The sequence below is a fragment of the Sphaerisporangium corydalis genome (genome assembly GCF_025506355.1).
Classification (GTDB): Bacteria; Actinomycetota; Actinomycetes; order Streptosporangiales; family Streptosporangiaceae; genus Sphaerisporangium; species Sphaerisporangium corydalis.
This window is the reverse complement of sequence record NZ_JANZYP010000028.1, coordinates 69071-93829: the sequence shown is the minus strand read 5'-3', so window position 1 is coordinate 93829 and position 24759 is coordinate 69071. Positions and strand designations below refer to the sequence as shown.

Sequence of the window (24759 nt, the reverse complement as noted above, 5' to 3'; positions counted from 1 at the left end):
GCTTACGGTCAACGACCCCGGGTGTTCACAACCTCCCGAACACCGTTTCTTGTGGATAAGAGCATGCGGCCGCCCGGTCTGCTCGGTCTCTGAGAGACCGGCTGTGGCGTTCAGGCGGGCTCTTGCCGGCCTGTCGCCTCCTCCTTTGGGGGTTCCTCGGTTCGGGGAGCCTTCTGGACCAGGTCGACAGAGTTCGAGCCGTCCGGTCGGGCTGACTCGGTCCAGCCATCCGGCCAGGAACGCCGGGCGTTGGTCGGTTGCGCCGTGGCCTCGTGTAAGGCCGGGGCTTTCGTGAAGATGGCTTGCAGGAAGGAGGTTCCGGCGGAGAATTTCGCCTGCCGGAAGACGCTCTCGTTCATGAAGGCGGCTCCGTCGAAGATGGCCTCCTTCGTGAAGGTGGCCGCGCGGAAGACGGCCCGGTCCTTGAAGGTCGTCCGGCTGAAGAGTGCCGTCCCCGTGAAGGCGGCGCCCCGGAAATCCGCTCGGAGGGCGAACACGGTCTCTCGGAATATCGCGTCGCCGGTGAACAGCGCCTCGGCGAAGGCCGCCTTGTAGTTGGCCTCTCCCCAGGAAGCCCTGCCCGCGAACACGGCTCCGCTGAACACCGTCCGCCCCTGGAACGTGGCCCGGTCGAAGCGGGCGAACCCCTCGAACCGGGCCCCGCCGAACCCCGCAGAGCGCATCCGGCAGTCGGTGAAATCAAGCTTCACCAGCCAGGCGCCCGTCAGTTCCACGTCGACGTCCGGCCAGAACAGGGCGGGGTGCGGGTATTCGGACCTGCTCCACTGCAGATGGTCCCGAAGGATCCGCTGCGCCGTGGTGCGGACCTGAAGCTCCTGCGGGTCGACGAACGCTCTGATCTCTTCCTCGGGGTTCACCGGTGGGTCCGCTCCCTTTCCCCGCCGCGCCGGTACGGGCGAGGTCAGGACGGGAGCCATCCGGCCTCTCGTCGGCGTCGTACTCCTGATACGCCTGCGTGCGCTCCCCGAGCCATTGCCGGCGGATGCCGAGCATGAGCGCCACGAGCCCCGCGGCGCCGGCGCCGACGGTCAGCCCGGTCTTCACGGCATCCAGCCGCAGCTCGACGCGCTTGGCGGCGTCCGGCGTGCCGTCCGCTAGGAACAGCAGGACCGCCGTGGCGCTCCACATGGAGACCGCGACGATGAGGACCCCGGCCAGGACCCACCACCACGGCAGCACCCGCAGCGTCGCCCGGTCGGACCGCGTGCCCCTACTCGACAGGCCAAGGCCCGCCCCCGCGAGCACCCCGGCGACCAGCAGCCCCCTCTGCCTCATACCGGTAACTCCACCATGATTCCCACCGAAGTGTCGGTCGGTACGCCCGCTCCGTCACACCCCTGGAGCCGCCCTCGTGGGCGCTCCGCACCTCGGGGCGTTCATCGCGTGCGCCGGTGTGCTGGACTTCGTCCAGGAGACCGAGAGATGGGGGACAGGCATGAGGAGCACCGTGCCGTTCGGGCCGGCCGAGCGGACCGAGATCGGGGCTTACGTGGACTTCGTGACCGGCGCTCCGGCGTCGGTACGGGAGACGCTGGGCATCGGCTCGCTGCGCGTCGGCGCGGTGCTGGCGCTGACGATCCGCGAGGACCCGAGCCGTTTCTTCAACCGGGCCGGCGGGTTCGGCGCCGACGAGCCGGTCACCGCGGACGTGCTGGCGCGGGTGTGCGACTTCTACCGCGAGCAGGGCGTGCCCCAGGGCTCGTTCATGATCGCGCCGCCACTGCTGCCGCCGGACTGGGCCACGACCGCCGGTGAGCTGAACCTCACCGAAGGCGGCCGTCACGCCAAACTGGGATGCGACACCCAGACCGCGGTGTCCGCGGCCGACGGCCTCGCGGCGCTTCACCCCGGACTGCGCCTCGGCCCGGTCGAACCCCACCATGCGCACGAGTGGGCGACGGTCATGATGACCACCTTCGGGTTCACCACGCCTGCCATGATCGACATGGCCGCGTCCTGCGTGGGCCGGCCGGACTGGCGGCAGTACGCCGTCTGGGACGGCGAGCGGATCATCGCGGTCGGGAGCATCTTCGTCAACGGGGAGTGCGCGGACATGTTCGGCGGGGCGACGCTCCCTGAAGGCAGGGGCCGAGGCGCCCAGTCGGCGCTGCTCACCGCCCGCGCCCGGGCGGCCCAGGACGCGGGCTGCCGATGGCTCGTCGCCGAGACCGGCGCGGAAGGGCCCGGCGAGCACAACACCTCCCTGCGCAACATGCTGCGCGCTGGCTTCGAGCCGCTGTACGAGCGGGTCACGTGGCTCTGGCGCGAGTAGGGATGCCGCCTCACCGTGAAGGACGGGCCGGCCATCACGGGGGAGCTGTCGACAGCCGGGACCGGAGGAAGTCCACGATGATGTCCATGACCTGCGTGCTGGCCCAGACGCGGGCCGTGGGCGAAGCGGTGCGATAGTCGATGGCGGCCACCACGAAACCCACCTGGGTGACATGGCGGCGCGGGCGGGCGGCCATCGCGCGCCGGGCGGTGACGAAGCCACCCCCGGGCAGGTACAGCACGAGCGGGTGCGGGCCGGGCGTCCGCGGGGTCAGGATGTCCATGCGCAGCGTGCGGCCCCGAGCGGCGTAGGGGATGCCTCGATGGGAGCGAGCGCCTCGGCCGGGCCTGATCTGGCCGGCGGGTTCCACGCGCAGGTGGAGGCTGTCGGGGTCGTCGTCCGGGGCGGCCACGCTGGACAGGCGGATGGGACGGCCGCTCAGCGCCGCCAGTGCCATGATCAGGCGCATGGCGTTCACACGAAGCTCCTTTCGAGCAGCGGCCGCCACGGGCGGGCGGCCAGCAGCGCCGCGACCGCCAGCGCCAGGGCGGCCAGCATGACGAACGCCATCGTGCGCAGCGTGGCGCCGCTCAAGGGGGCGGCCAGGGCGCCGAACAGGTAGGCGGCGCCGCCGGACAGTGCGGACGCCGCACCGGCGCGGGCGCGGCCGATGGTCTGGGTGATGGTGGTGACGGCGGGGAAGACGCCGCCGACGCCGAAGAGCGTGATGGCGAGGCAGACCCAGGTGCCGGCCAGGGTGGGAGCCAGCGTGGCCTGGACCGCCAGCGCCAGCGTGCCAAGGGCGCCGACGGTGAGGTACCCGGTCAGCAGCAGCGGCACGGCCGCCCGCCGGGCGGCCAGGCCGAAACCCGCGCCGGCGGCGAGCATGGCCGCGGCGTTGACGGCGAACACCATCCCGTACTGGACGGCGCTCAGTCCGTAACCGTCCTGGAAGACGTAGCTGGAGGCGCCGATGTAGACGAACATCGCCCCCGCGGCCGAACCGAGCGCCAGGATGTATCCGGCGAAAGCGCGCTGGCGGAGCAACACCACCATTGAGCCGAAGGCCTGACGCAGGCCGCCGGGCGATCGCCGTGCGGGCGGCAGGGACTCCGGCACGCCCAGCCAGGTCGCCGCCAGCAGCACCAGGCCGAGGGCGGTCAGCGCCCAGAACACCGCGCGCCAGCCGGAGGCGGTCACGATCACGCCGCCCAGCAGCGGGCCGAGGACCGGCGCCACCCCCAAGATCATTGCCAGGATCGAGAAGTAGACCGGCAGCCGGGGCCCGGCGAAGCGGTCGGTCAGTACGGCGCGGGCCAGCACCAGCCCGGCCGCTCCCGCGCACCCTTGCAGGAAACGGCCGCCCACCAGCAGCGGCGCCGTCGGTGCCAGCGCGCAGCAGGCCGACAGCAGCGCGAAGGCGGCGGTGCCCGGCACCAGCAGCCGGCGCCGGCCCAGCCCGTCACTGAGCGGCCCGATCACCAGCTGGCCGGCGACCAGCCCGATCAGGAAGGCGCTCATCGACAGTTGCACCGCCGGTCGGCTCGCGGCCAGTTCCCGGCCGAGGCCGGGGAAGCCGGGCACGTACATGTCGATGGCCAGCGGCGCCACGGCGGTGAGCGGCCCCAAGACGGCCAGCAGCAGGACGGGACGCCGGAGCGTGGGGGTCTCTACCATGTCGTAAAGGTAACCTAGTAGTCAACTGGTTAACAATTACTCTGGAGTGAGGGTGGCATGAGCCGGAGTACCGATCGCGTCCGCGAGCTGTGGGCCGCGGCCCGTCCCGACCTCGACACCTCCCCGATGGAGGTGATCGGCCCGCTCAAACGGGTCGTCGCCCTGCTCGGCGAGGCGCTGGACCCGCTGTACGTCGACGCCGCGCTCACCGGCGCGGAGCTCGATGTGTGCCTCCGGCTGCGGCATGACCGGAACCCGACCATCGCCCGCCACCTGGCCGCCCAGATGCGCCACTCACGTGCGGCGATCAGCAAGACCCTGAGCCGGCTGGAGGGCCGCGGCCTGGTCGCGAGAGCACCCAGCCCGACCGATCGTCGCGCCGCGCTGGTACGGCTGACGCCTGCGGGCGAGGCGGCCGTCGATGCGATCTTCCCCCGCCAACTGGCGCGGGAGGCCGAACTGCTGGAAGGCCTGGGCCCGGACCGCGAACACGTGATCGACGCCCTCAACCTGCTGGCCGACGTCCTGGCCAGGCGATCGAGCTTGTAGTGTTATCTACTAACATGTTAACGTCTAACATGTTAGTAGATAACGTATGGGGTGCTGGTGAACGACTGGCGAGAGCGTAAGAAGGCGGCCACGCGGCAGCGGATCCAGGACGCGGCGATCGAGCTGTTCCTGGTCAAGGGGTACGAGGCCACCACGGTGGAGGAGATCGCCGCCGCGGCCGGGGTCTCGCACATGACCTTCTTCCGGTACTTCCCGGCCAAGGATCTGGTGGTCACCGCCGACCCCTACGACCCGATGATCGCCGAGTTGGTGGCCGCCCGGCCGGCCGAAGAGCCGCCGCTGCTGCGGCTGCGGCGCGCCCTGGCCGAGGGCTTCACCTACCTGGAGGAGCGGGAACTGGCGACCGTGCGCGCCCGCGCGCGGCTGATCCTGGACACCCCCGCGCTGCGCGCCCAGTTGTGGCAGCAGGAACGCGACACGGCCGAGCTCGTCGCGACCGCGCTGGCCGGCGGCGTCCCCGACCTGCGCTTCCGGGTGCTGGCCGGCGCGGGCATGGCCGCGATGACCGCCGCGGTCGTCCAGTGGGCCGGTGATGACGAGACCGCGAGCCTGGCCGAGCTCATCGACCGCGCCTTCCAGGCGCTCACCTGACGCATTCCGAGGAGCCTCAGATGCCCGATGCCCCCGAACTCCACGACGGCCCGCACGCTACGCCCGTACCCCACGACCTGCCCGAACTTCACGACACGCCCGTGCGCCACGAGGGCCCGCTCGACACGCCCGTGCTGATCGTCGGAGCCGGCCCGACCGGGCTGGTGCTGGCCATCGACCTGGCGCGTCGCGGCGTCGCCTGCCGCGTGCTCGACAGGGCCGCCGAGCCGTTCCCCGGCAGCCGTGGCAAGGGCGTGATGCCGCGCACGCTGGAGGTCTTCGACGATCTCGGTGTGATCGAGCAGGTGCTGGACGCCGCGATGCTCATGGCAGTCACCCGGTTCTACGACCGCGACAGGCTCATCGCCGAGCTCACCTTCGTGTACGGCCGGGCGGGCGAGTCCATGCCCTACCCTGACGCCCTGCACGCTCCGCAGTGGCGGATCGAGACCATCTTGGCCGAGCGGCTGGCCGCCCTGGGCGGCGTGGTGGAGCGCGGGCAGGAGTTCGTCGGCCTGGAGCAGGACGCGGAGGCGGTGACCGCGACCGTGCGGGACGTGGCCACCGACGCGACCCGGACGATCCGCGCCGCCTACCTGGTCGGCGCCGACGGCGGACGGAGCACGGTGCGCAAGTCGGCCGGGCTGCGCTTCGAGGGTCACGGCGACCCCGGCCAGGTCGGCCTCATCGGCGACGTCGAAGTTGAAGGGCTCTCGCGCGAGGCCCGATACGTCTGGTCCAACGCCGACCACACCTTCCTGCAACTGTGCCCGCTCAAGGGCACCGACGTCTGGCAGTACAGCGCCACCCTCGCGGGCGACGAGGAGCCCGGCCCCGCGACCTTCCAGCGGCTGTTCGACGCCTACACCGGGATGACCGGAGTGCGTCTCCACAGCCCCACCTGGTTGTCGCGCTTCACGGTCAACCAGCGCATGGTCGACCGCTACCGGGTGGGCCGGGTGCTGGTCGGCGGCGACGCGGCGCACGTCCACTCCCCGGTCAGCGGCCAGGGCCTCAACTCCGGTGTCCAGGACGCCTACAACCTGGGCTGGAAGCTGGCCATGGTGCTGGGCGGCGCCCCGGACCGCCTGCTGGACACCTACGAGGCCGAGCGGCTGCTGGTGGCCCGCAAGGTGCTGGCCACCAGCCAGACCGGGCACGGCGCGCTGTTCTCCACCAACCCGCTGATGGCGCTGCTGCGCCGCTGGGTGCTGCTGCCGCTGCTCACGCTGCCCCCGGTCACCCGCGCCCTGCTGCGCAGGCTCTCTCAGATCGGCCTGCACTACCGCGAGTCCCCGCTCAGCGCCCCCGGTCCCGCGGGCCGCCCGCGCGCCGGCGACCGCGCCCCCGACGGCACCGCCGTACAAGCCGGCACCGGGACCCGGGTGCGCCTGTTCGACCTGTTCCGTGGGCCGCACTTCACCCTGCTGACCACCGAGCCCATCCGGCTCGACGGGGTGGTGACCCACCACCTGGAGCGGGTGTACGGCACCGCGGGCTGCGCCCTGGTCAGGCCCGACGGCTACCTCGCCTACCGGGGCCCCGCCGACCCGCGCGTCCTGCGCGACTACCTGGCCGGCCTGACCGGCTCCCATCCCGCCGCCCTGCCCACCGGCACCGGCCGCCCGAGGACGGACACCTACGGCTGACGGCCCTGCGAGGACGCCGGGCTCGCCGCGGGCGTTCCGGCGGGCGATTACGGTCGTGCGGGACGGTCGGTGTGGAAGTAGTGGCCCTTTTCCAGGTCGTCCAGGAGGCCTGGCTGGGTGGGGGTCCAGCTCAGGAGGTCGCGGGTCAGGTCGCTGGAGGAGGCGCTGTCGAGGGAGATGAAGCCCGCGAGCCAGGTGAAGTGGCCGGGCGCGTCCTCGGGGGAGATCGAGCGGACCGGCAGGTCGAGGTGGCGGCCGAGGACCTCGGCGATCGAGCGGATCGGCACGCCCTGGTCGGCGGTCGCGTGCAGGGTCGATCCGGCGGGTGCGCTCTCCAGGGCGAGCCGGAACAGGTGTGCGGCGTCGACGCGGTGCGCGGCCGGCCAGCGTTGGGAGCCGTCGCCGACGTAGCCGGAGACGCCCTTGTCGCGGGCGATGCCGACCAGTGCGGCCATGAAGCCGTGGTCGCCGTCGCCGTGCACGGTCGGCGGGAGCCGTACGACCGACGAGCGGATGTCCTGGCCGGCGAGGGCGATGGCCAGGTGGGCGGTGCCCATGCGGATGCGCGGGCCGCCGGTCACGTAGGCGGGCAGATCGTTGGGCTCGAGCCCGTCCGCTTCGGTGCTCACCTGGCCCGGCTTGAGGCCGAGCAGCCCGGAGGCGAGCACGAACGGCCGGCCGGAACCGGCGAGCGCCTGGCCGAACGTCTCGACGGCGCGGCGGTCGGCGTCGGCGGCGTTCGTGAAGCCCCCTGAGAAGGCGATGTCGTGCTTGAAGGCGAGGTGGACCACCCCGTCGGACGCGCCGGCCGCGTCGCGCAGGACGTCGAGGTCGTCGAGGGAGCCGTGGACCACCTCGGCACCGGCCGTGGTGAGGGCGGCGGCCGAGGCGTCCGAGCGGGCGAGCCCGACGACCTGGTGACCCGCGCCGATGAGTTCGGGCACGAGTGCGGAGCCGATCCATCCGGATGCCCCGGTGACGAAAACGCGCATGAGTGAGCCTCCAGCCTGGGCCGATCGTCCTCGCGCCGAGACGCGCGGCTGACGATCGATCGATGTCAGTTGCTGACATCACACAGTAGCAGTGATGTCAGCCGCTGTCATCGGGGTACGATGCCCGCATGGGTCGATGGGAGCCGGACGCGCGCGGCCGGCTCGAACGGGCGGCACTGGAGCTCTACCTGGAGCGCGGCTTCGAGCGGACCTCGGTGGCGGAGATCGCCGAGCGGGCGGGGCTGACGGAGCGCACGTTCTTCCGGCACTACGCCGACAAGCGTGAAGTGCTGTTCGGGGGGTCGAGCGCGCTGCAGGAGCTTCTCGTGCGTACGGTCGCCCGTGCTCCCGAGCCGGCGAGCCCGATGGAGGCCGTGATGGCGGCCGTTTTGGCCGCCGCGGCCGTGATGCAGGAGCGCCAGGAACATTCCCGCCGGCGCCAGGCCGTCATCGCCGCCAACACCGAGCTGCAGGAACGCGAGCTGATCAAGCTCGCGTCGCTGGGGGCGGCGATCGCCGACGCGTTGCGGCGGCGCGGTGTCGACGAGGCCTCCGCGAGCCTGGCCGCCGAGGCGGGCATCGCCGTCTTCAAGATCGCCTTCCGGAGCTGGACCGAGCAGGCCGAGCAGACCGAACAGGCGGCGGACCAGGCGGACCAGGCGGACCAGGCGGAGCGGGCGGAGCGGGCGGAGAAGGCCGGGCAGACCGGGCAGACCGGGCAGGTGGAGCAGGGCGGGCAGAAGGACTTCACAAGTTTCGTCGAGGAGTCGTTCGCGGGCCTCAAGGCGGTGACCGCGGGCACCTGACCCGCGACGCCCGGCCGGTCCGGGGACCGCGGCATCTGCCCTGCGATGCCCGGCCGGCCCGGTGCGGTCGTCCGCTCGGCACCGGTGCCGGCCGGTCGTGAGACGACTCAGATCATGCGGGTCAGCCAGGTTCGTTCGGGATGGAGGACGAGCCGTGTTCCCTCGGCTCGGCCCCGCGTTTGGTAGTCGTGGGAGAAGAGCCGTTCGCCGAGCCAGTGGTAGTCGTCCTTCGGCTGGTGGGCGGGGGTGGAGGAGACGAAGTTCGCCGCGTCGTCGGTGCTGCCGGAGCCGTCGTAGCGGGCGACCGCCGGGTAGGGGAAGACCGGCCGGGTCCGTGCGGGCGTCTGGTTCGCGGACGTCGAAGCGACGATCCGTCCGGGCTCGGCACCGCTCTCGACCCAGGCCATCACCGGCGTGAGCACGTCGAAGACGTTCGGCCCCTCACCGCCGCCGCAGTGCGCGACGCCGGGGAAGAGGTAGAGCCGGGCGAAGCCGTCGACGGCGCCCCGGCCCATGGTCCGCTGGACGGCGTCGAAGTAGGCGAGGGTGCCCTGCGGGGAGATGTGCTGGTCGTTCCAGCCGTGCCAGAGCAGCAGTTTGCCGCCGCTCCGCCTGAACGCGGTGAGGTCGGGGTCCATCGCGGACAGGTAGCTGGACGACTGGACGGTCCGCCAGAACCCCTCGACGGTGAGCTTGAGATCCGACAGCTCCCAGGTGGGGTCCACCTGGTTGGTGTAGCCGAGGTAGCGGGCGAAGGAGAGCACGAAGTTCTCGCTGCCCACCTTCGTGCCCTGGGCCGAGGGGACGAACAGGGTCCACTCCGGCTCCGAGCCCCACTCATGGGCGATCGCCGGCTCCAGCCGCTTCCCGTCGCCGGTGACGGCGCCGTCGTGCAGGCGGCGGACCACCGCGGCCTCGGCGGGCGTCAGGCAGGTCGCGGTGTCCTGGCCGGTCCGGCAGACCAGGCTCGCGGGGTCGAAGTCGCAGCGGCGCGGGTCGTCGAGCACCCCGTCCGCCAGCCCGTCGCGCGCGTCGCACCGGGCCAGCACGGCCTGGTGGACGAGCGGCAGCCGGCCGGCGAGCAGGATGTACTTCCCGTCGGCGCCGAGGTTCGCCAGGACGTTCCACGCGTGGTGGAAGGTGTTCTGGACGACCATGTTGTTGGCCGGCGCCCCTGCGGCGATCCCGTCGAAGTCGCCGGGGTAGCGCTGGGCCTCCATGAGGGCCTCGCGCCCGCCGTCGGAGCAGCTGTCGAAGTAGGAGTACGCCGGGGCGTGCCCGTAGAACCGGGTGATGACCGCCTTGGCGACCTGGGCGGTGACGTGGACGCCCCGGTAGGCGAAGTCGATCTGCGCCTGCGGGTCGCCCGCCGCCCAGGAGCCGTCGAACGAGCCCTGGTGGCCCATGTCGGTGGTGGCGCTGGCGATGGTGCCGTCGGCGATCGGCCGGCAGCTCGCGGCCTGGGTGTAGTTGATGGTGGAGGAGCCGCACTCACCGCCGCAGCCGGTCTGCAGGTAGCGCTGGGTCCAGCCGCCGACCGGCAGCCGCATGACGATGGTGTCGGCCGGGGCGATGGTCCCGGTGACCGCGCAGTAGGGGGCCGGGGCCCCGGCGGTCGACACGGTGGCCGAGGTGATGGTGACGGGCGCGTCCGTGACGCCGCCCAGGTCGAGGCCGGTCAGGGCGGAGCATTCCATGACCGGTTCGAGGGCGGGCAGGTCGGCGAGGCCGCCGCCCGGCCGCGCGCCGGCGGTGACGCTCACAGCGCTGGCGGTGGCGCCAGCAGTGGCGCCGGGGGTGGCGCTCGTCGCTCCGGCGGCGGTGGCGGGGCTCAGTACCGCCACCAGGGCCACCGCCATGGCCGCGCCGCACAATTTGGATCTGAGGGTCGTTCTCCGCATGGACGTCCGCTCTCTCGGGGGGTGGGGTGACGCTCGGGGATCACGCGACGGGGCGCTGCCCGTTCTTGGCCTGCTGGATCAGCTTGTAGACGTGCGCCCGCAGCTCGGCGAAGCGCGGCAGGGACCGCGTGGTGAGCTGGTCGCGCGTCGCGGGCAGGTCGACGGCGACCTCTTCGAGGACCTCGGTCGGCGAGTTCGACAGGACGATCACCCGTTCGGCGAGATATACCGACTCGTCGATGTCGTGGGTGACGAACAGGACGGTCATTCCAAGACGTTTCCAGAGCGACCGGACGAGGTCCTCCAGGTCGGCGCGGGTCTGGGCGTCGACCGCCGCGAACGGCTCGTCCATCAGCATGACGCTCGGCTCGTAGGCGACCGCCCGTGCGATGGCCACCCGCTGCTGCATCCCGCCGGAGAGCTGCCAGGGATGGGCGTCCGCGTCCCCGGCCAGGCCGACGGCCGCAAGCGCCTCGTCGACGAGGCGGCGCCGATCCTCCTTGCCGAGTCCCTTCTCCTTCAGCGGCAGTTCCACGTTCTGGCGCACGGTGAGCCAGGGGAACAGGCTGCGCCCGTACTCCTGGAACACCACCGCCATGCCGGGCGGCGGGCCGACGACCGGCCGCCCGTCCAGCCGCACCTCGCCGGACGTGCCCTCCAGCAGCCCGGCGACGCAGCGCAGCAGGGTGGTCTTGCCCGCGCCTGACGGGCCGACGACGCACACCAGTTCGCCCGCGCCGACCGCGAGGGTCAGGTCACGGACCGCCTCGACGTCGCGTCCTCGTCCCTGGTAGACCTTGCGCAGGTGGCGGACGTCCAGCAGGGTCATTCATTTCTCCAGCTCAGCAGCCGGGCCTCGGCGACCCGGAAGATCAGGGACAGAAGGACGCCGATCAGCCCGAGCAGGATGATCCCGGTCCACATCTGGGGGACGGCGAAGGTGCGCTGGAACTGCACGACGGTGAAGCCCAGGCCGTTGCCGGCGGCGAACATCTCGCTGATGACCATGAGGATGATCCCGACCGACAGCCCTTGCCGGGCCCCGGCGCAGATCTGCGGGCTCGCGCCGGGCAGCACCAGGCGCAGGAGCCGGGCCCGGCGGCCCAGCCGGTAGCAGCGTGCGGTGTCGCGCAGCACCTCGTCGACCGCGCGCACGCCCTCGACGGTGTTCAGCAGGATCGGCCACACACAGCCGGAGACGATCACGAGGATCTTCATAGTGGTGCCGATCCCGGCGAACAGCATGAGGACCGGCACGAGCACCGGCGGCGGAATCGCCCGGAAGAACTCAAGGACGGGTTCGAGCACGGCACGCAGCACCGGCAGCGACCCGATCGCCACGCCGAGCCCGACGCCCAGCACCAGGGCTAGGCCGTACCCGGCGAGCAGGCGGCCGACGCTGGGCAGCACGTCGGCGGTGAACCTGCCCGTGAACCAGGTCTCACGGAAGGTCCCGGCGATCTCGCTCAGCGGCGGCCAGAAGAAGTTGTCGCTGTTCACGGTCGCGACCCACCACAGGGCGATCAGCAGCACGGGCAGCCCGAGGAGCTGGACGCCCTTCCTCAGGGCGTTCATTCGGGAACCTCCCGTTCATGGGCTCTCACGCGGGCATCTCCAGGCTCAGGGCGTTCACGCGGGCATCTCCAGGCTCAGGGCGTTCACGCGGGCATCTCCAGGCTCGGGACGTTCACGCGGGGATCTCCCGGCGGATCGAGGGGTGCCAGCGCAGCGCGCGGCGTTCGGTGGCGCGGGCGGCCGCGTTGACCGCCACACCGATCAGGCCGACCACGATGACCAGCGCGTACATCGCGGGGACCGCGCCGGAGTTCTGCGCCTCGGCGATCTGCCTGCCGAGGCCGGGCGAGCCGATGACAAGCTCGCCGGTGATCTCCAGGATCAGCGCGACGGCCGCGCCGAGCCGGAACCCGGTCAGCACGTACGGGAGCGCGGTCGGCCACAGCACGGTACGGACCTGGGTGAGCGGCCGGAACCGGTAGGACCTGGCCGTCTCCCTGGCGACCGGGTCCACGTCCCGCACCCCGTACAGGACCTGGACGAGCACCTGCCAGAACGTCGCGTACACCACGATCAGCAGGGTGGAGCGCAGGTCGGTGCCGAAGAGCAGGACCGCGAGGGGGATCAGCGCGACCGACGGGATCGGCCGCAGGAACTCGATCGTCGAGGTCGTCGCCGTCCGGGCGACCGGCACCCCGCCGATCACCAGACCGAGCACCACGCCCGCGACCATCGCGATGCCCAGCCCGAGCGCCCAGCCGCGCAGGGTCTCCAGCAGCGACCGCCAGAACTCGGCGGTGCCCGCCTGGCCGGCCAGGGCCTCGACCATGGCGCTGAAGGGCGGCAGGTACCGGCGGTCGACGAGGCCGACCCGGGGGGTCGCCTCGAGCACCAGGACGAGCCCGGCCAGGCCGAGCCCGCCCAGTGCCCAAGGCGGCGGGGTGCGCCTCACGGAAGCAGCCCGGCGAGGTCGGGGGCCTTGGTGATCAGCCCGTCGTCCTGGACGAGCTTGGCGAGGGTGTCGAGCGAGGCGCGGTTGATCTCGGCGGGGAAGGCGGGGAGGGTGAGCGACCCGGCCGCCGAGGCGTCGATCTTGGTGTAGGTGAGCAGCACCTTGCGTACGGCGTCGGGGTGGGCGTTGGAGTACTCCTGCGACTTCCGCATCGCGGCGGTGAACCTCTTGACCAGGTCGGGCTTGGCGGCGGCGGTCTTCGCGGAGGTGAAGTACCCGGCGACGGAGAGGTCGGGGGCGGCGTCCACGTAGTTGGAGGCGATGATCCGGTCGCCGGCCTTCAGCGACGCCGACAGGAACGGCTCGACGATCTGGACGGCGTCCACGCTGCCCTGGTCGAGCGCGGCGAGCATGTTCGGGAAGGCCAGCTCGGTGAACTTCACCGCCTTGGGGTCGCCGCCCGCGGTGCGGACCGAGGCGCGGACGGTGGTGTCGTTGATGTTGTTGAGCGTGTTGACCGCGACGTTCTTCCCCGAGAGGTCCCTGGCGGTCTTCAGCGGGCTGTCGGCCTTGACCACGACCCCGCCGAAGTCCATGCCCTGCACGCCCGTCGAGGCGGCGCCGGCCGCGACGACCTTCAGGCCGAGGCCCTTGGACGAGGCGACCATGAGCGAGGTGAAGTTGCTGAAGCCGAAGTCGTTCTGGTCACTGGCCACCGCCGGGATGATGGCGGCCCCGCCCTGGGCCGGGACGAGTTCGACCTTCAGCCCCTGCTCGGTGAAGAACCCCTGCTGGACGCCGAGGTAGATCGGCGCGACGTCGACGATGGCGATCACGCCGACCTTGACCGGGGTGGGCCCGCTCGCGTCGGGATCGGCCTCGCCGCCTCCGCACGCGGTCAGCGCGGCCAGGCACAGGGCGGAAGCGGCGGCCACGGCCGCACGGAACTTGATCACGGGCTTCTCCAGGGGGTGAGGGCGGGTGTCGATGATGCTAGAAATCACCTACAAGATTGTCAACGATTTGGTCACCAATCTTGATGTGGGGATTCGTGCCCTCCGGGCGGCCACGGTGTCCCGCCTAGCCGACGGGAGGGGTGCCGTGGGTGTGGAACGACTCGATCGTCTTCAGGCCCCAGGCCTGGCCCTTGGCCCGCTCCGCCTCGGTCCAGGTGATGGTCTTCCAGTCCGGCGCCAGGATGAGCCTGGCGACCGGGTTGCACAGTTCGATGCGGTTGCCGCCGGGCTCGTACACGTAGAGGAAGAAGGTCTGCTGGATGGCGTGCTTGTGCGGGCCGGTCTCGATGTGGACGCCCTTGTCGAGGAAGATGTCGGCGGCCCGCAGGATGTCCTCGCGGGTGTCGGTGGCGAAGGCGATGTGGTGCAGCCTGCCGTTGCTGCCGGTCCAGTCCCGCGTGTAGACCAGGTCGTAGGACTTGTTGGTGAAGCTGAGCCAGCGAGCCCCGATCGTGCCGCTGTCGAGCAGGATCTGCTCGGTCGGGCGCCCGCCCAGCACCTCGCGCACGAAATCGGCGCTGCCCTCCACCTCGGCCGCCAGGTAGTTGACGTGGTCGAGCCGCCGCACGCACACCCCGCGCGCCGGGTAGGCCTGGGCCTGGTTCTTCAGCGACGGCGCCAGCTCCGGGGGGGCCTGGTACCACTCGCTCTCCCAGTAGATCTCCAGCTCGTGCCCGTCGGGGTCGCGGAAGACGTACGTCGGGCCGATCCCCGGATCGCCGTCCCGCCAGCCGACGCCCAGCCCCGCCGCCTCGACCGCCTCGACCCGCCGGTCCAGGGCGGCCTGAGAGGAGGCGCGCAGCGCCATCCTGCGCAGGCCCGAGGTGTGGTGCGCGGTGAGCTTCAGGGTGTGCCGCTCGTAGTCGTCCCAGGTCCGCAGATACACCGAATCGCCCTCGGAACCGACCTCGGTCAGCCCCATCACCTCGGTGAAGAACCACAGGCTCCTGTCGAATTCGGGCGTGAGCAGCTCCACATTGGCGACGTGCGCGATCTCGTGTTCCGCCGTCATCGGAGACCTCCGGGTCGTGGGTGGACGGTGCCGTCGAAGAGTTTGCGTGCGGTGCGGACCAGGCTGGCGCGGCGCACGTCCGTGCCGTCCAGCTCCACCAGCACCTCGAGCCGCCCGGTGGGATGCTCGATGGCCAGCGGGCCGCCGCCGGCCGGGAGCTCGGCCAGGTCGTGGCCGACGGCCCCGTCCATGAGCAGCGCGGTCGCGACGGTGACGGCGCCGAACACGCCGATCGACGCGTGCACCTTGAGCGGGATGAACGTCCGGGTGCTGATCGCCCCGCCGTCGCGCGGGGGAGCGACCAGGGTGGTCTTGGGGACGGACGCGCCGGTCACGTCCCCGAGCCCCATCAGCGCGCCCGCCTTGAGCCGCAGCGACTGGACGCGGTCGCGCAACGCGTCGTCGGCGGCCAGCTCCGCCACGCCCTCGTACCCGGTGAGCCCGAACGCGGAGGCCGGGGCGACCACCACCGGCATGCCGTTGTCCACGCAGGTGACCGGGACGCCGTCGACCACGTCGCGGACCCTGCCGGTCGGCAGCAGCGCGCCGCAGGCCGACCCTGCGGTGTCCGCGAAGTCCAGCATGATCGGCGCGGCGGTCCCTGGCACCCCGGAGATCGCGGTGCCGCCCTCGTAGCCGACCACGCCGCCCGGCGTCGGGAACGTCGCGGTGGCCAGGCTCTGGGAGTTGACCATGCGGATGCGCAGGCTCGTCTCCCGGGGCCCGGCCGCCACCAGGCCGCGCTCGACCGCGAACGGGCCGACGCCCGCCAGAAGGTTGCCGCAGTTCTGCCGGTCGGAGACGACCGCCTCCTCCACGCCCAGTTGCAGGAACAGGTAGTCGACGTCCGCGCCGGGCGCGGCCGGAGGGGACACGATCGCGACCTTGCTGGTCAGCGGGTGGGCGCCGCCGATCCCGTCGATCTGGCGCGGGTCGGGGGTGCCCATGACGCGCAGCAGCAGCTCGTCACGCTCGCAGGGGTCGGCGGGCAGGTCCCCGGCCAGGAAGTAGGCCCCCTTGGAGGTGCCGCCGCGCATGAGCATGCAGGGCACGCCGGTCACGGCGCCTCATATGGCTCGTACACCAGGCCGAGCCCGGGGAGCATCGCGCGCAGCCCGTACCGGTCGAGGCCCAGCTCGCCGTCGCGGAAGGCGGCGCGGGTCGCCTCCTCCTTCGCCGCGCGGGCGTCGGAGGCCGACAGCGCCTCGGCGACGTTCTCGCGGGCCACGCACACGACGCCGTCGTCGTCGGCGACGATCGCGTCGCCGGGGCGGACGACCTGCCCGCCGATCGTGATCGGCACGTTCACCGCGCCCGCGGTGGCCTTGACGGTGCCCTGGGCGCTGACGGCGGCCGACCAGACCGGAAAGCCCATCGCGTGCAGCTCGGCGATGTCGCGGACGCCCGCGTTGGTGACCAGGCCGCGTACGCCACGGTGCCGCAACGCGGTCGCGAACAGTTCGCCGAACATCCCGTCGGTGGACGGGGAGGTGGTGGTGACGACCAGGATGTCGCCCGGCCCGCACTGCTCGACCGCCACATGGATCATCAGGTTGTCGCCCGGCCAGGCCAGCACGGTCACGGCCGTCCCGCCGATCCGGGAGCCGAGGTGGGTGGGGCGCAGGTGCGCGCCGAGGAAGCCTGTGCGCCCGATCGCCTCGTGGACCGTCGCGGCACCGTGCGCGGCGAGCGCGTCCACGGTGGCGAGGTCGGCGCGGGGCGGGCCGGTGACGACCACGGTCCTCATGCCAGGATCCCGGTGGTCTGCGGGTAGAACCGCACGTACGCCTCGGCCATCGTGGTGTGGGCCAGGCCGAGGTTCGGCCCGGCGTTGCGCCTGAGCTGCACGCCACGGCGCCTGGCGAGGTCGGTGTAGTACTCCCACATGTGCTGCTGGGCCGGCAGGCAGGTCATCGCCCGCTCTTTGCGCTCGAACACCGGGGTGATGTCCAGCAGCACATCAGGCTTGAAGTCGCACTGTTCGCTCTGGTGCGGCTCGAAGAAGAAGACCGGCGGCGCCCCGAGCGGCTCGCCGGGCGCGTCGTACCCGATCGCCTGGGCGAGGATCCGCGCCTGCAACGCCATCCGGGCGGCGGCGGGGTGGTCGCCGTTGTACGGGTCGCTCAAGGTGTGGGTGAGCACGACGGCCGGGACGAACTCGCGGTAGACGTGGACCAGGCGGTCGGTCAGTTCGGGCGTCTCCAGCAGGGGGTAGTCCCCGGCGTCGAAGAACTCGATCTCCGCGCCCAGAGCGGTGGCGGCGGCCTCGGCCTCGGCCCGGCGCAGCTCCTTGATCTCTTCCAGCTTCTTCCCCTCGCGCCAGGCCTTGGCGGACTCGCCGCGCTCGCCGTAGCTCAGGCAGACCACTCTCACCCGGTCACCCCGCTCGGCCGCCAGGGCGATCGCGCCCGCGGCCCGCCAGACGAAGTCTCCGGCGTGCGCGCTCACCACCAGCAAGGGGTTGCTCATCAGATCTCCTCCGCAGGGTCGGGTTCGCGCCCATCTTGCCGAGGTAGATCGTGATTGTCAACAATATTGTCTGCAATACTTTGATCCGCGACAGGACCCGGCACGACCGGCGAGAAGAGAGGACGAGGCCGTGGAAGGCGCGGCGTCGGTCAGGCGACCGTCAGCGGCTCACTCGGCGTTCTTGAGCGCCTGGATGACGCTGGTCAGGTGCCGGCGCATGGCCCGCTCGGCGGCCGCCGGCGAGTGCGCGCAGATCTCGTCGATGATGGCCAGGTGCTCGACGAGCGAGACCTGCGGCCGGCCGGGCACCAGGGCCAGCCGGAACTGGTGACGCACGTTCTGGGCGCGCAGCCGCTCCAGCACCCCGGCCGCCGTCGCCTGGCCGCCGATGTCCCTGATCCGCCGGTGCAGCGCCTGGTTGAGCTCGGAGTACCGCAGGACGTGCCCGTCGGCCACCGCCGCGCGCATGGCCGCGCCGATCTCCTGCAGCTCGGCGATCTCCTCATCGGTGATCCGCTCGGCCGCCTTGGCCGCGCACAGGCCCTCCACCACCATCCGGACCTCGGAGATCTCCACGGCCTCTGCGACCGTGACCGCCCGCACGCGGGCGCCCCGGTTCTGCTCGCGCTCGACGAGCCCCTCGTTGGTCAGCTCGAAGAGCGCCGTGCGCACGCTGCCCCGGCTGGCGTCGAACTGCCGTGACAGGTCGGCCTCCACCAGGCGCTGGTTGGGGGCGAAGTCGCCGCGCGCGATCGCCTCCCGGATCGCGGCGGTGACGTCCCGCACGACGACGGCCCCCTGGCCGGACGCTTCCTGTTCCTGCGCTGGCATGAGCTCCTCGCTCGCTGTGTACCTGATCGGCGACGACATCGCCGCCCTTACGCCTCTTCCACGGTGGACCCCGCCGCGGCGAGCTCGGCCAGCCAGGCCAGGCTCGCCTCGGTGATCCGGACGGGGACCTCCAGCTCGGCCAGCAGCTCGGCGGCGGCGGTCATCTCGTGCGCCCGCCGCTCGGCGTGCCGTATGGTGCCCTCCTCGAGCCGGGTCACGAAGGACGCGTCCGCCGCGGCGAGTTCCTCGCCGATGTTCTCACGCAGCCAGTCCTCCAGCCCAGCCGCGCGGGCGGCGGTCAGCTCCTCGGCCGCGGCGGCGCTGTTGACGCTGAGCACCAGATCGGCCCCGGTGGCGGCGTCGGCCTCCCCGGAGCAGGGGATCACCCCAGGACCAGGCCGCACCACGGGGTCGTAGCCGCGCACCTTCGCGCCGGCCGCGAGCAGGTCCCGCGAGATCAGTCCCCCGGCCTCACCCAGCCCGAGCACCGCGACCGTGACCACACGTACCTCCGCAGACGCCGCCCTTATTGTTAACAAGATAGCTGAAAATCATGTCACCCGGTCTCCCGGCCGGTCGCGCACGCGGCCCTTACGCCCGTCAGAAGACCCCCGGTTCGAACTGTGTCAAGATTTCCGATATAACCTACTTGTGATACATGTTTCTGCCCTGCGCAAGGTGTACGGCACCGGCGTGGTGGCGCTCGATGGGGTCGACCTCGATGTGCGCGAGGGCGAGATCTTCGGCGTGCTCGGGCAGAGCGGGGCCGGGAAGAGCACGCTGCTGCGCTGCGTCAACCTGCTGGAACGGCCGACCAGCGGCACCGTGACCGTCGGCGGGCAGGACCTGACCGTCCTCGGGGACGCCGAGCTCCGCGCGGCGCGGCAGCGGATCGGGATGATCCACCAGCATTTCGCGCTGCTGGCCTCCCGCACGGTCGCCGCGAACGTGGCCTTCCCGCTGGAGGTGGCCAAGACGCCGCGCGCCGAGCGCCGGACCCGGGTGGCCGAGCTGCTGGATCTGGTCGGGCTGTCGGACAAGGCGGGGGCGTACCCGGCGCAACTCTCCGGCGGGCAGAAGCAGCGGGTCGGCATCGCCCGCGCGCTCGCGGCCCGGCCGAAGGTGCTGCTGTCGGACGAGGCGACCAGCGCCCTGGACCCGGGGACCACGCAGTCGATCCTCGCCCTGCTGCGGCGGCTCAACACCGAGCTGGGGCTGACGATCCTGCTGATCACGCACGAGATGCAGGTGATCAAGAGCGTGTGCGACTCGGCGGCCACGATGCGGGACGGGAAGGTGCTGGAGTCCGGGCTCGTCCACGACCTCATCGCCCGGCCCGGCGCCCTGCTGACCCGGGAGATCTTCCCGCTGCCCGAGCCCGCGCCGCCCGGCAGCGTCACCCTGACCTTCGCCGCCGGGCAGGCCGGCGAGCCGGTGCTGTCCGGCCTGGTGCGGAAGTTCGACGTGGACGTGGACATTCTCGGCGGCTCGCTGGAGGAGCTGCGCGGCGTGTCGGTCGGCCGGCTGCGGGTCGGGCTGCACGGCGGGGAGACCGCCGCCGCGCTCGCCTACCTGCGCGGACGCGGCGTACTGGTGGAGGGCCCATGACGTTCGAGGAACTGCTCCCGATTCTTGGGCAGGCCACCGCGGAGACCGCGCAGATGGTCTTCTGGTCGACGCTGCTGACGGCGCTGCTCGGCCTGCCGATCGGCGTCCTGCTGGTCACCACCGACCGCGGCGGCCTGGCCCCGCTGCCGAAGGTGAAGGCCGTGCTCGGGGCGGTCGTGAACGTGGGGCGGTCGTTGCCGTTCATCGTGCTGATGGTCGCGATCCTGCCGTTCACCCGGCTGCTCACCGGCACCACGATCGGCACCGTGGCCGCCATCGTCCCGCTGACGCTCGGGGCCGTCCCGTTCTACGCCCGGCTGGTGGAGACCGCGCTGCGCGGCGTCGGCCGCGAGGTCGTGGAGGCCGCGCAGGCGATGGGGGCGCGGCGGGTCACCGTCGTCACGAAGGTCCTGCTGCCCGAGACCCTGCCGGAGCTGGTCGCCGGGCTGACCGTCACCGTCGTCGCGCTGATCTCCTATTCCGCGATGGCGGGCGCGATCGGCGGCGGCGGACTCGGCGACCTCGCCATCAGGTACGGCTACCAGCGGTTCGACACCGGCGTCATGGTCGTCACCGTCGTCCTGCTGATCCTGCTCGTTCAACTCATCCAGATCCTGGGCGACGCCATCGCTCGCAGGCTCGCACACAGATAGGAGATTTCGGGGATGCGTAGATTCATGGGGGTCACGGCCGCGGCCGTGCTGGCACTGGTGCTCACCGCCTGCGGGGGCTCGTCCGGCACGAGCGGCACTACGGCGGCGGCATCGGGGGCACCCGCGGCCGAGAACGCTCCGCTGAAGGTCGGCGTGAGCCCGGTGCCGCACGCGGAGATCCTCAAGTACGTCAGCGACAACCTTGCCGCCAAGGCAGGGATCAAGCTGGATATCGTCGAGTTCTCCGACTACGTGCAGCCGAACGTGCAGCTCCAGGAGGGCCAGCTCGACGCGAACTACTTCCAGCACCGGCCGTACCTGGCGGACTTCCTGAAGTCCAAGGGCGGCGAGGAGCTGACGTTCGTCCAGGCCGTGCACCTTGAGCCGCTCGGCCTGTACTCCAAGAAGGTGAAGGCCGTGACCGAGCTGGGGAGCGGCGCCACGGTCGCGCTGCCCAACGACGCGACCAACCTGGGCCGCGCGCTCAAACTGCTCGAGGACAACGGGGTGATCACCCTCAAGCCGGGCGTCGGCACCGCCGCCACCGAACGCGACGTCGCGGACAACCCCAAGAAGCTCCAGTTCAAGCCCTTGGAGGCGGCCCAGCTTCCGCGTTCGCTCGAAGACGTGGACGCCGCCGTGATCAACGGCAACTACGCCCTGGAGACCGGGCTCAAGCCCGCCACCGACGCGCTGGTGCTGGAGAAGGCGGAGGGCAACCCGTACGCCAACGGGCTGGTCGTCCGCAAGGGCAAGGAGAACGACCCCCGGGTGAAGAAGCTGGCCGAACTCCTGGCCGGCCCCGAGGTCAAGAAGTTCATCGAGACCACCTACCAGGGCTCGGTGATCTCCTCCACGACCTGACCGGCCCCCGCCTCAGGGGAGTACCAGGTGGGCGAAAAGGGGGCGGTGGTCGGTCCCGGGGACCAGGTGCGTGCTGTACGCGCGCACCGCGACGCGCGGGTCGGCGAGCACGTGGTCGAGCGTCACCCCGGGGATCGGCCGCCACCCCTTGGCGGGCCAGGTCGGTGACAGCCCCTGGCCGGTCGCGTCGGCGGCGTCCCGGTACCCCGTCCCGACCAGGCGCCGCAGCGCCCCATGGTCCAGCGTCGCGTTGAAGTCCCCGGCCAGGACGCGGACCACTCCCCGCGGCTCGGCGCCGGGAAGCGCGCGCAGGCCCTGCGCCCAGCACGCGACCTTGTAGCCGAAGCGCGGCGCGCACGGGTGCACCGACGCCACGTACACCTCCGGACCCCCCGGCACCCGCACGACGGCCACGGCCTGGCGGAAGTTCCCGTACTCGATGACCGGCGCGGCGCGGAGCGGGAACCGCGCGTAGATGCCCGACCCCCACGGCCCCTTCGCAGGGCTCCCCGCGAGCGTGGGGAGCAGGTCGCCCAGCCCGGCCCTCTTCAGGCCCTCCACCGCGTCGGGCGTGAGTTCTTGAACCGTCAGCACGTCCGGCTTCAGCCGCCGCACGAGGCCGACGACCGCCTCGGCCGAGGCCGCCCCCGCGGCCATGTTGGCGGTCATGATCCGCAGCTCACGCCCGGCGGCCGGCGGATCGCCCCCGGCCAGCGCCCTCGGCAGCACGCACGCGCCCAGCACCGCCGTCACCAGCGCACCCGCCGCCGCGATCCGCCACCGGCGCAGGAGCAGAGCGGTCAGGGGCGCGGCGACCGAGGCGGCGGCGACGTACGGGGTGAAGGCGACGAGCTGGATCCAGTACAGGCCGGCGTCCCATCCCGTGAGGCGCAGCGCGGCCCACGCCGCGAACGGCAGGAGGAGCAGCCACGCCAGGACGGTCACCCAGCGCCACCGCCGCCTGGGGGCCGGTTCGTCGGTCATGGCGGTGATTGTCGCAGGGGCGGGGCCACTTTTCTGGCGGGGGAGAGGCCACATGCTGAGCCTTCGTTTCCGCACGCGCAACCGTCAGGGGGGCGCACGACGCTGGTGCGCGGATCGGCGGCCGGGGGCGCGTACCGGTCCGTCTGCCAGCGGGAGCCGGTCAGGTGGAGGATGGCCTGGATGTGGCTGGTGACGCCGAGTTTGCGGTAGATGGCTTCGAGGTGTTTGTCGACGGTTCTGATCGAGATCTGGAGGCGCCGGGCCGCGAGGCGGCGGGTGAGGCCGTCGGCGATGAGACCGAGGACCTGCTGCTCGCGCGGGGTCAGCGGGCTCGCGGGGGAGCGTGATCGGCGGGCCCTGCGGTCCAGGGCGATCAGCAGGGGGTGGAGCCGCTCCACGAATTCGCGTTCCTGCTTCTTGAAGCTCCCGTCCTCCCTGCCCAGGGCGAACGCGCGCATGGTGCCCGCCGGGGACAGCAGGGGAAGGGCCAGGTGGTCGTAGAAACCGGTGACGGACCGGATGTCGGAGCCGACCGCCGAGGAGCGCCAGCTTCGCAGGCTCGTCAGGTCGGTGACCGCGAGCGGCCTGCGGTCGCCGGTCCGTACGTAGTGCTGGATCAGCGGGTGACGCTCCATGTTGCGGCGGGTGACGTCGGTCATCGTGGACGTGGGCAGGCGCGTTTCCGGCCACCCCAGCCCCTTGACGCCGTTCCTGCCGACCTCGGAGAAGGTGGCCACGGGGCATTCCAGCACCCGCTGGAGCGACTCGGCGATCCAGCCGTAGTCGATCTCGGCAGGGCTCATCGCCGTCAGCTCGACGGCCAGATCGAGCACCTGGTCGTACCTGTTCCTGGAAAGCATCCCGCCCCTACGGCTACGTACTTCCGCGTATACCGCCAAGGCCGACGCTATGCCAAAAATTACCTTCAGGCACCGGCCGCGGGGGGCGCGGTACCGGCGACCGAAGCCGCTCGTCGCGCCGAAAGGCGTCTTTGTCATGAAGGAAACGCCCGTGTCTCACTCGATGGTGCCGTTCACCGGACGTACGACGGAGTGCGACGCGATCCGGGCCGCGCTGCGGGAGGGCGCGGGCGTCCTCGTCGTGGGGGAGGGCGGCTCCGGCAGGACCCGGTTGCTGGCGGAGGCGGTGGCGGCCCTGGAACTCAGCGGCACGCCCGTGCTGCGGGTGACGGGCGCCGGTGCGGACGTGCCGTTCGGGGCCCTGGCGCACCTTCTGCCCGGCTCGCCCGACGCGGTCAACCCGATCAGGTGGGCGGCGGAGGCCATCTGGCCACCGGCCCCGGTCCCCAGCCCCACCCCCTTCCCCAGCCCGGTCCCAGCCCCGATCCCCGTACCGGGTCCGGTCCCGATTCATGGCCCGGGTAGGGCGGCGGGTGGCCGGATGGTTCTGGTGGTGGACGACGGTCATCTGCTCGACGCCCATTCGGCGGCGACGGTCAGGCACCTGGTGGTCCACCGCGGAGCGCGGCTCGCCGTCAGCGCCCTCGCCGGGGCCGCGCTCCCCCCGGCGATCCTGTCGCTGTGGAAGGACGGCCGGCTGTCCCGGCTCGACCTGGCGCCGCTGTCCGCGCAGGACACCGCGCGCCTGCTGGCCGCCGCCCTTTCCGGGGACGTCGAGCCCGCCACGGCCCGGTCGCTCCGGCACGCGGCCGGCGGCAACGTCCGCCTCCTGGTCGAGCTCGTCGCCTCCCAGTCGTTCACGCGGGTGGACGGGCGGTGGCGGTGGCGGGGGGAGCTGGTGCTGACCGGCAGGCTGCGGCAGCTCGTCCTGGCGGACATCGGCGCCCTCGACGACGCCGAGCGGGAGGTCCTTGAGTACGTGGCGACCGGCGAGCCCCTCGCGCTGGACACGCTGATCCGCCTCACCTCGCCCGGCGCCGTCGAGCGCGTGGAACGGCGGGTGCTGATCGCCGTCGAGGTCCGCCGCTCCGGCCTCCTGGTACGGCTCGCGCATCCGCTACTCGGCCGGCTCATCAGGGCCGGGTCGGCGCCCGTCGCCACCCGGAACCGGCTCGGCCGGGTGCGCGAGGTCCGCGGCCCCGGTGAGGAGGAGGCCACCGTGCTCAGCGCCAGGGAGTTCGAGGTCGCCCGGCTCGCGTCGTGGAACCTGACCAATCGCGAGATCGCCGACTGGCTCGCCCTGTCCCCGCGCACGGTCGGCAACCACCTGTGCAGCGTCTACACCAAGCTGGGCGTCAACCGCCGCCTCGACCTGCCCCCGCTGCTGGTCTGAACGTCCCCCGCCCCTGCCGGGGCGACAGGGGGGCGACGCACAGGAGACAGGGGGACGACAGGGCCCGCCGTTAACGTCCCGGGACGACGGATCTGAGGACTCCGGCTGGACGCGTCCGGGAGC

At 72.0% G+C, this 24759-nt stretch carries 26 protein-coding genes; 9 read left to right on the top strand and 17 right to left on the bottom strand.

From position 1 onward, the window contains the following. Positions 1–110: 110 nt before the first annotated feature. The gene (locus tag NYZ98_RS20340) at positions 111–878 is read right to left on the bottom strand and encodes a pentapeptide repeat-containing protein (RefSeq protein WP_262844412.1); all 768 of its coding nucleotides are present in this window, start codon (positions 876–878) and stop codon (positions 111–113) included. A 494-nt stretch (positions 879–1372) separates the two neighbouring features. Between NYZ98_RS20340 and NYZ98_RS20335 the strand changes: the two genes are divergently transcribed. Continuing rightward, positions 1373–2293, top strand: coding sequence for a hypothetical protein (locus NYZ98_RS20335; protein ID WP_262844411.1), 921 nt, complete (start codon positions 1373–1375; stop codon positions 2291–2293). 34 nt (positions 2294–2327) lie between these two features. Here NYZ98_RS20335 and NYZ98_RS20330 read toward each other — a convergent pair whose 3' ends face one another. Beyond that, a complete protein-coding gene (locus tag NYZ98_RS20330; protein WP_262844410.1) occupies positions 2328–2771 on the bottom strand; it encodes an alpha/beta hydrolase family protein in 444 nt (147 codons plus the stop codon). Then, entirely contained in the window at positions 2768–3970 is a 1203-nt protein-coding gene (locus NYZ98_RS20325) for a Bcr/CflA family efflux MFS transporter (RefSeq protein WP_262844409.1), read from the bottom strand. The genes NYZ98_RS20330 and NYZ98_RS20325 overlap by 4 nt, the downstream gene beginning before the upstream one ends. A gap of 57 nt (positions 3971–4027) precedes the next feature. Between NYZ98_RS20325 and NYZ98_RS20320 the strand changes: the two genes are divergently transcribed. The 3 genes from NYZ98_RS20320 to NYZ98_RS20310 are packed head-to-tail and all read left to right on the top strand — an operon-like array spanning position 4028 to position 6780. Continuing rightward, positions 4028–4519 (top strand): MarR family winged helix-turn-helix transcriptional regulator, encoded by a 492-nt coding sequence (locus NYZ98_RS20320; RefSeq protein WP_262844408.1) that lies wholly within the window; start codon positions 4028–4030, stop codon positions 4517–4519. Between the two features lie 57 nt (positions 4520–4576). Next, entirely contained in the window at positions 4577–5131 is a 555-nt protein-coding gene (locus NYZ98_RS20315; RefSeq protein ID WP_262844407.1) for an acyl-CoA-like ligand-binding transcription factor, read from the top strand. Positions 5132–5151: 20 nt separating this feature from the next. Then, positions 5152–6780, top strand: coding sequence for an FAD-dependent monooxygenase (locus NYZ98_RS20310; protein ID WP_262844406.1), 1629 nt, complete (start codon positions 5152–5154; stop codon positions 6778–6780). A gap of 47 nt (positions 6781–6827) precedes the next feature. Here NYZ98_RS20310 and NYZ98_RS20305 read toward each other — a convergent pair whose 3' ends face one another. Beyond that, on the bottom strand, positions 6828–7772 hold the full coding sequence (locus tag NYZ98_RS20305) for an SDR family oxidoreductase (RefSeq protein ID WP_262844405.1): 945 nt from the start codon (positions 7770–7772) through the stop codon (positions 6828–6830). A 128-nt stretch (positions 7773–7900) separates the two neighbouring features. On the opposite strand from NYZ98_RS20305, the gene NYZ98_RS20300 reads away from it, so the two are divergent. After that, positions 7901–8578, top strand: a complete 678-nt coding sequence (locus tag NYZ98_RS20300) for a TetR/AcrR family transcriptional regulator (RefSeq protein ID WP_262844404.1) — start codon at positions 7901–7903, stop codon at positions 8576–8578. Positions 8579–8685: 107 nt separating this feature from the next. On the opposite strand, the gene NYZ98_RS20295 is transcribed toward NYZ98_RS20300, so the two are convergent. From NYZ98_RS20295 to NYZ98_RS20245, 11 genes are all read right to left on the bottom strand, one after another. Further along, positions 8686–10437, bottom strand: coding sequence for a tannase/feruloyl esterase family alpha/beta hydrolase (locus NYZ98_RS20295; protein ID WP_262844403.1), 1752 nt, complete (start codon positions 10435–10437; stop codon positions 8686–8688). An 82-nt stretch (positions 10438–10519) separates the two neighbouring features. Further along, positions 10520–11302 (bottom strand): ABC transporter ATP-binding protein, encoded by a 783-nt coding sequence (locus tag NYZ98_RS20290; protein WP_262844423.1) that lies wholly within the window; start codon positions 11300–11302, stop codon positions 10520–10522. A gap of 2 nt (positions 11303–11304) precedes the next feature. Continuing rightward, entirely contained in the window at positions 11305–12054 is a 750-nt protein-coding gene (locus NYZ98_RS20285; RefSeq protein WP_262844402.1) for an ABC transporter permease, read from the bottom strand. Between the two features lie 112 nt (positions 12055–12166). Further along, positions 12167–12946, bottom strand: coding sequence for an ABC transporter permease (locus tag NYZ98_RS20280; RefSeq protein WP_262844401.1), 780 nt, complete (start codon positions 12944–12946; stop codon positions 12167–12169). After that, entirely contained in the window at positions 12943–13950 is a 1008-nt protein-coding gene (locus tag NYZ98_RS20275) for an ABC transporter substrate-binding protein (RefSeq protein ID WP_262844400.1), read from the bottom strand. Before NYZ98_RS20275 ends, NYZ98_RS20280 begins: the two co-directional genes overlap by 4 nt. 76 nt (positions 13951–14026) lie before the next feature. Then, complete coding sequence (locus tag NYZ98_RS20270; protein WP_262844399.1) at positions 14027–14974, bottom strand: catechol 2,3-dioxygenase; 948 nt, start codon at positions 14972–14974, stop codon at positions 14027–14029. Further along, positions 14971–16035: a 4-oxalomesaconate tautomerase gene (locus tag NYZ98_RS20265; protein WP_262844398.1), complete on the bottom strand. Its 1065-nt coding sequence runs from the start codon at positions 16033–16035 to the stop codon at positions 14971–14973. The genes NYZ98_RS20270 and NYZ98_RS20265 overlap by 4 nt, the downstream gene beginning before the upstream one ends. Next, on the bottom strand, positions 16032–16721 hold the full coding sequence (locus tag NYZ98_RS20260; RefSeq protein WP_262844397.1) for a 4-carboxy-4-hydroxy-2-oxoadipate aldolase/oxaloacetate decarboxylase: 690 nt from the start codon (positions 16719–16721) through the stop codon (positions 16032–16034). Before NYZ98_RS20260 ends, NYZ98_RS20265 begins: the two co-directional genes overlap by 4 nt. Next, positions 16718–17443 (bottom strand): PIG-L deacetylase family protein, encoded by a 726-nt coding sequence (locus NYZ98_RS20255; protein WP_262844396.1) that lies wholly within the window; start codon positions 17441–17443, stop codon positions 16718–16720. Before NYZ98_RS20255 ends, NYZ98_RS20260 begins: the two co-directional genes overlap by 4 nt. 168 nt (positions 17444–17611) lie before the next feature. Then, positions 17612–18274: a GntR family transcriptional regulator gene (locus NYZ98_RS20250; RefSeq protein WP_262844395.1), complete on the bottom strand. Its 663-nt coding sequence runs from the start codon at positions 18272–18274 to the stop codon at positions 17612–17614. Between the two features lie 47 nt (positions 18275–18321). Further along, the gene (locus NYZ98_RS20245; protein WP_262844394.1) at positions 18322–18777 is read right to left on the bottom strand and encodes a DUF1932 domain-containing protein; all 456 of its coding nucleotides are present in this window, start codon (positions 18775–18777) and stop codon (positions 18322–18324) included. 148 nt (positions 18778–18925) lie between these two features. Here NYZ98_RS20245 and NYZ98_RS20240 point away from each other — a divergent pair, with 148 nt between their 5' ends. The 3 genes from NYZ98_RS20240 to NYZ98_RS20230 are packed head-to-tail and all read left to right on the top strand — an operon-like array spanning position 18926 to position 21399. Next, the gene (locus NYZ98_RS20240) at positions 18926–19882 is read left to right on the top strand and encodes a methionine ABC transporter ATP-binding protein (RefSeq protein WP_262844393.1); all 957 of its coding nucleotides are present in this window, start codon (positions 18926–18928) and stop codon (positions 19880–19882) included. Further along, on the top strand, positions 19879–20535 hold the full coding sequence (locus NYZ98_RS20235) for a methionine ABC transporter permease (RefSeq protein ID WP_262844392.1): 657 nt from the start codon (positions 19879–19881) through the stop codon (positions 20533–20535). Before NYZ98_RS20240 ends, NYZ98_RS20235 begins: the two co-directional genes overlap by 4 nt. Before the next feature lie 12 nt (positions 20536–20547). Further along, the gene (locus NYZ98_RS20230; RefSeq protein WP_262844391.1) at positions 20548–21399 is read left to right on the top strand and encodes a MetQ/NlpA family ABC transporter substrate-binding protein; all 852 of its coding nucleotides are present in this window, start codon (positions 20548–20550) and stop codon (positions 21397–21399) included. Positions 21400–21411: 12 nt separating this feature from the next. On the opposite strand, the gene NYZ98_RS20225 is transcribed toward NYZ98_RS20230, so the two are convergent. Both NYZ98_RS20225 and NYZ98_RS20220 read right to left on the bottom strand, forming a co-directional pair. After that, positions 21412–22383 carry an endonuclease/exonuclease/phosphatase family protein gene (locus NYZ98_RS20225; RefSeq protein ID WP_262844390.1) on the bottom strand — a complete coding sequence of 324 codons (972 nt, stop codon included), beginning with the start codon at positions 22381–22383 and terminating at the stop codon, positions 21412–21414. Beyond that, the gene (locus NYZ98_RS20220; RefSeq protein WP_262844389.1) at positions 22380–23243 is read right to left on the bottom strand and encodes a response regulator transcription factor; all 864 of its coding nucleotides are present in this window, start codon (positions 23241–23243) and stop codon (positions 22380–22382) included. Before NYZ98_RS20220 ends, NYZ98_RS20225 begins: the two co-directional genes overlap by 4 nt. A 151-nt stretch (positions 23244–23394) precedes the next feature. On the opposite strand from NYZ98_RS20220, the gene NYZ98_RS20215 reads away from it, so the two are divergent. Continuing rightward, positions 23395–24636: a helix-turn-helix transcriptional regulator gene (locus NYZ98_RS20215; RefSeq protein ID WP_262844388.1), complete on the top strand. Its 1242-nt coding sequence runs from the start codon at positions 23395–23397 to the stop codon at positions 24634–24636. Positions 24637–24759 lie beyond the last annotated feature (123 nt).

Excerpts from the sequence above, each read along its gene's own strand:
- NYZ98_RS20320 (WP_262844408.1), top strand. The coding sequence starts at position 4,028 with ATGAGCCGGAGTACCGATCGCGTCCGCGAGCTGTGGGCCGCGGCCCGT.
- NYZ98_RS20235 (WP_262844392.1), top strand. The coding sequence starts at position 19,879 with ATGACGTTCGAGGAACTGCTCCCGATTCTTGGGCAGGCCACCGCGGAG.
- NYZ98_RS20325 (WP_262844409.1), bottom strand. The coding sequence starts at position 3,970 with ATGGTAGAGACCCCCACGCTCCGGCGTCCCGTCCTGCTGCTGGCCGTC.
- NYZ98_RS20260 (WP_262844397.1), bottom strand. The coding sequence starts at position 16,721 with ATGAGGACCGTGGTCGTCACCGGCCCGCCCCGCGCCGACCTCGCCACC.
- NYZ98_RS20310 (WP_262844406.1), top strand. The coding sequence starts at position 5,152 with ATGCCCGATGCCCCCGAACTCCACGACGGCCCGCACGCTACGCCCGTA.
- NYZ98_RS20250 (WP_262844395.1), bottom strand. The coding sequence starts at position 18,274 with ATGCCAGCGCAGGAACAGGAAGCGTCCGGCCAGGGGGCCGTCGTCGTG.
- NYZ98_RS20300 (WP_262844404.1), top strand. The coding sequence starts at position 7,901 with ATGGGTCGATGGGAGCCGGACGCGCGCGGCCGGCTCGAACGGGCGGCA.
- NYZ98_RS20270 (WP_262844399.1), bottom strand. The coding sequence starts at position 14,974 with ATGACGGCGGAACACGAGATCGCGCACGTCGCCAATGTGGAGCTGCTC.
- NYZ98_RS20305 (WP_262844405.1), bottom strand. The coding sequence starts at position 7,772 with ATGCGCGTTTTCGTCACCGGGGCATCCGGATGGATCGGCTCCGCACTC.
- NYZ98_RS20255 (WP_262844396.1), bottom strand. The coding sequence starts at position 17,443 with ATGAGCAACCCCTTGCTGGTGGTGAGCGCGCACGCCGGAGACTTCGTC.
- NYZ98_RS20225 (WP_262844390.1), bottom strand. The coding sequence starts at position 22,383 with ATGACCGACGAACCGGCCCCCAGGCGGCGGTGGCGCTGGGTGACCGTC.
- NYZ98_RS20220 (WP_262844389.1), bottom strand. The coding sequence starts at position 23,243 with ATGCTTTCCAGGAACAGGTACGACCAGGTGCTCGATCTGGCCGTCGAG.
- NYZ98_RS20295 (WP_262844403.1), bottom strand. The coding sequence starts at position 10,437 with ATGGCGGTGGCCCTGGTGGCGGTACTGAGCCCCGCCACCGCCGCCGGA.
- NYZ98_RS20230 (WP_262844391.1), top strand. The coding sequence starts at position 20,548 with ATGCGTAGATTCATGGGGGTCACGGCCGCGGCCGTGCTGGCACTGGTG.
- NYZ98_RS20285 (WP_262844402.1), bottom strand. The coding sequence starts at position 12,054 with ATGAACGCCCTGAGGAAGGGCGTCCAGCTCCTCGGGCTGCCCGTGCTG.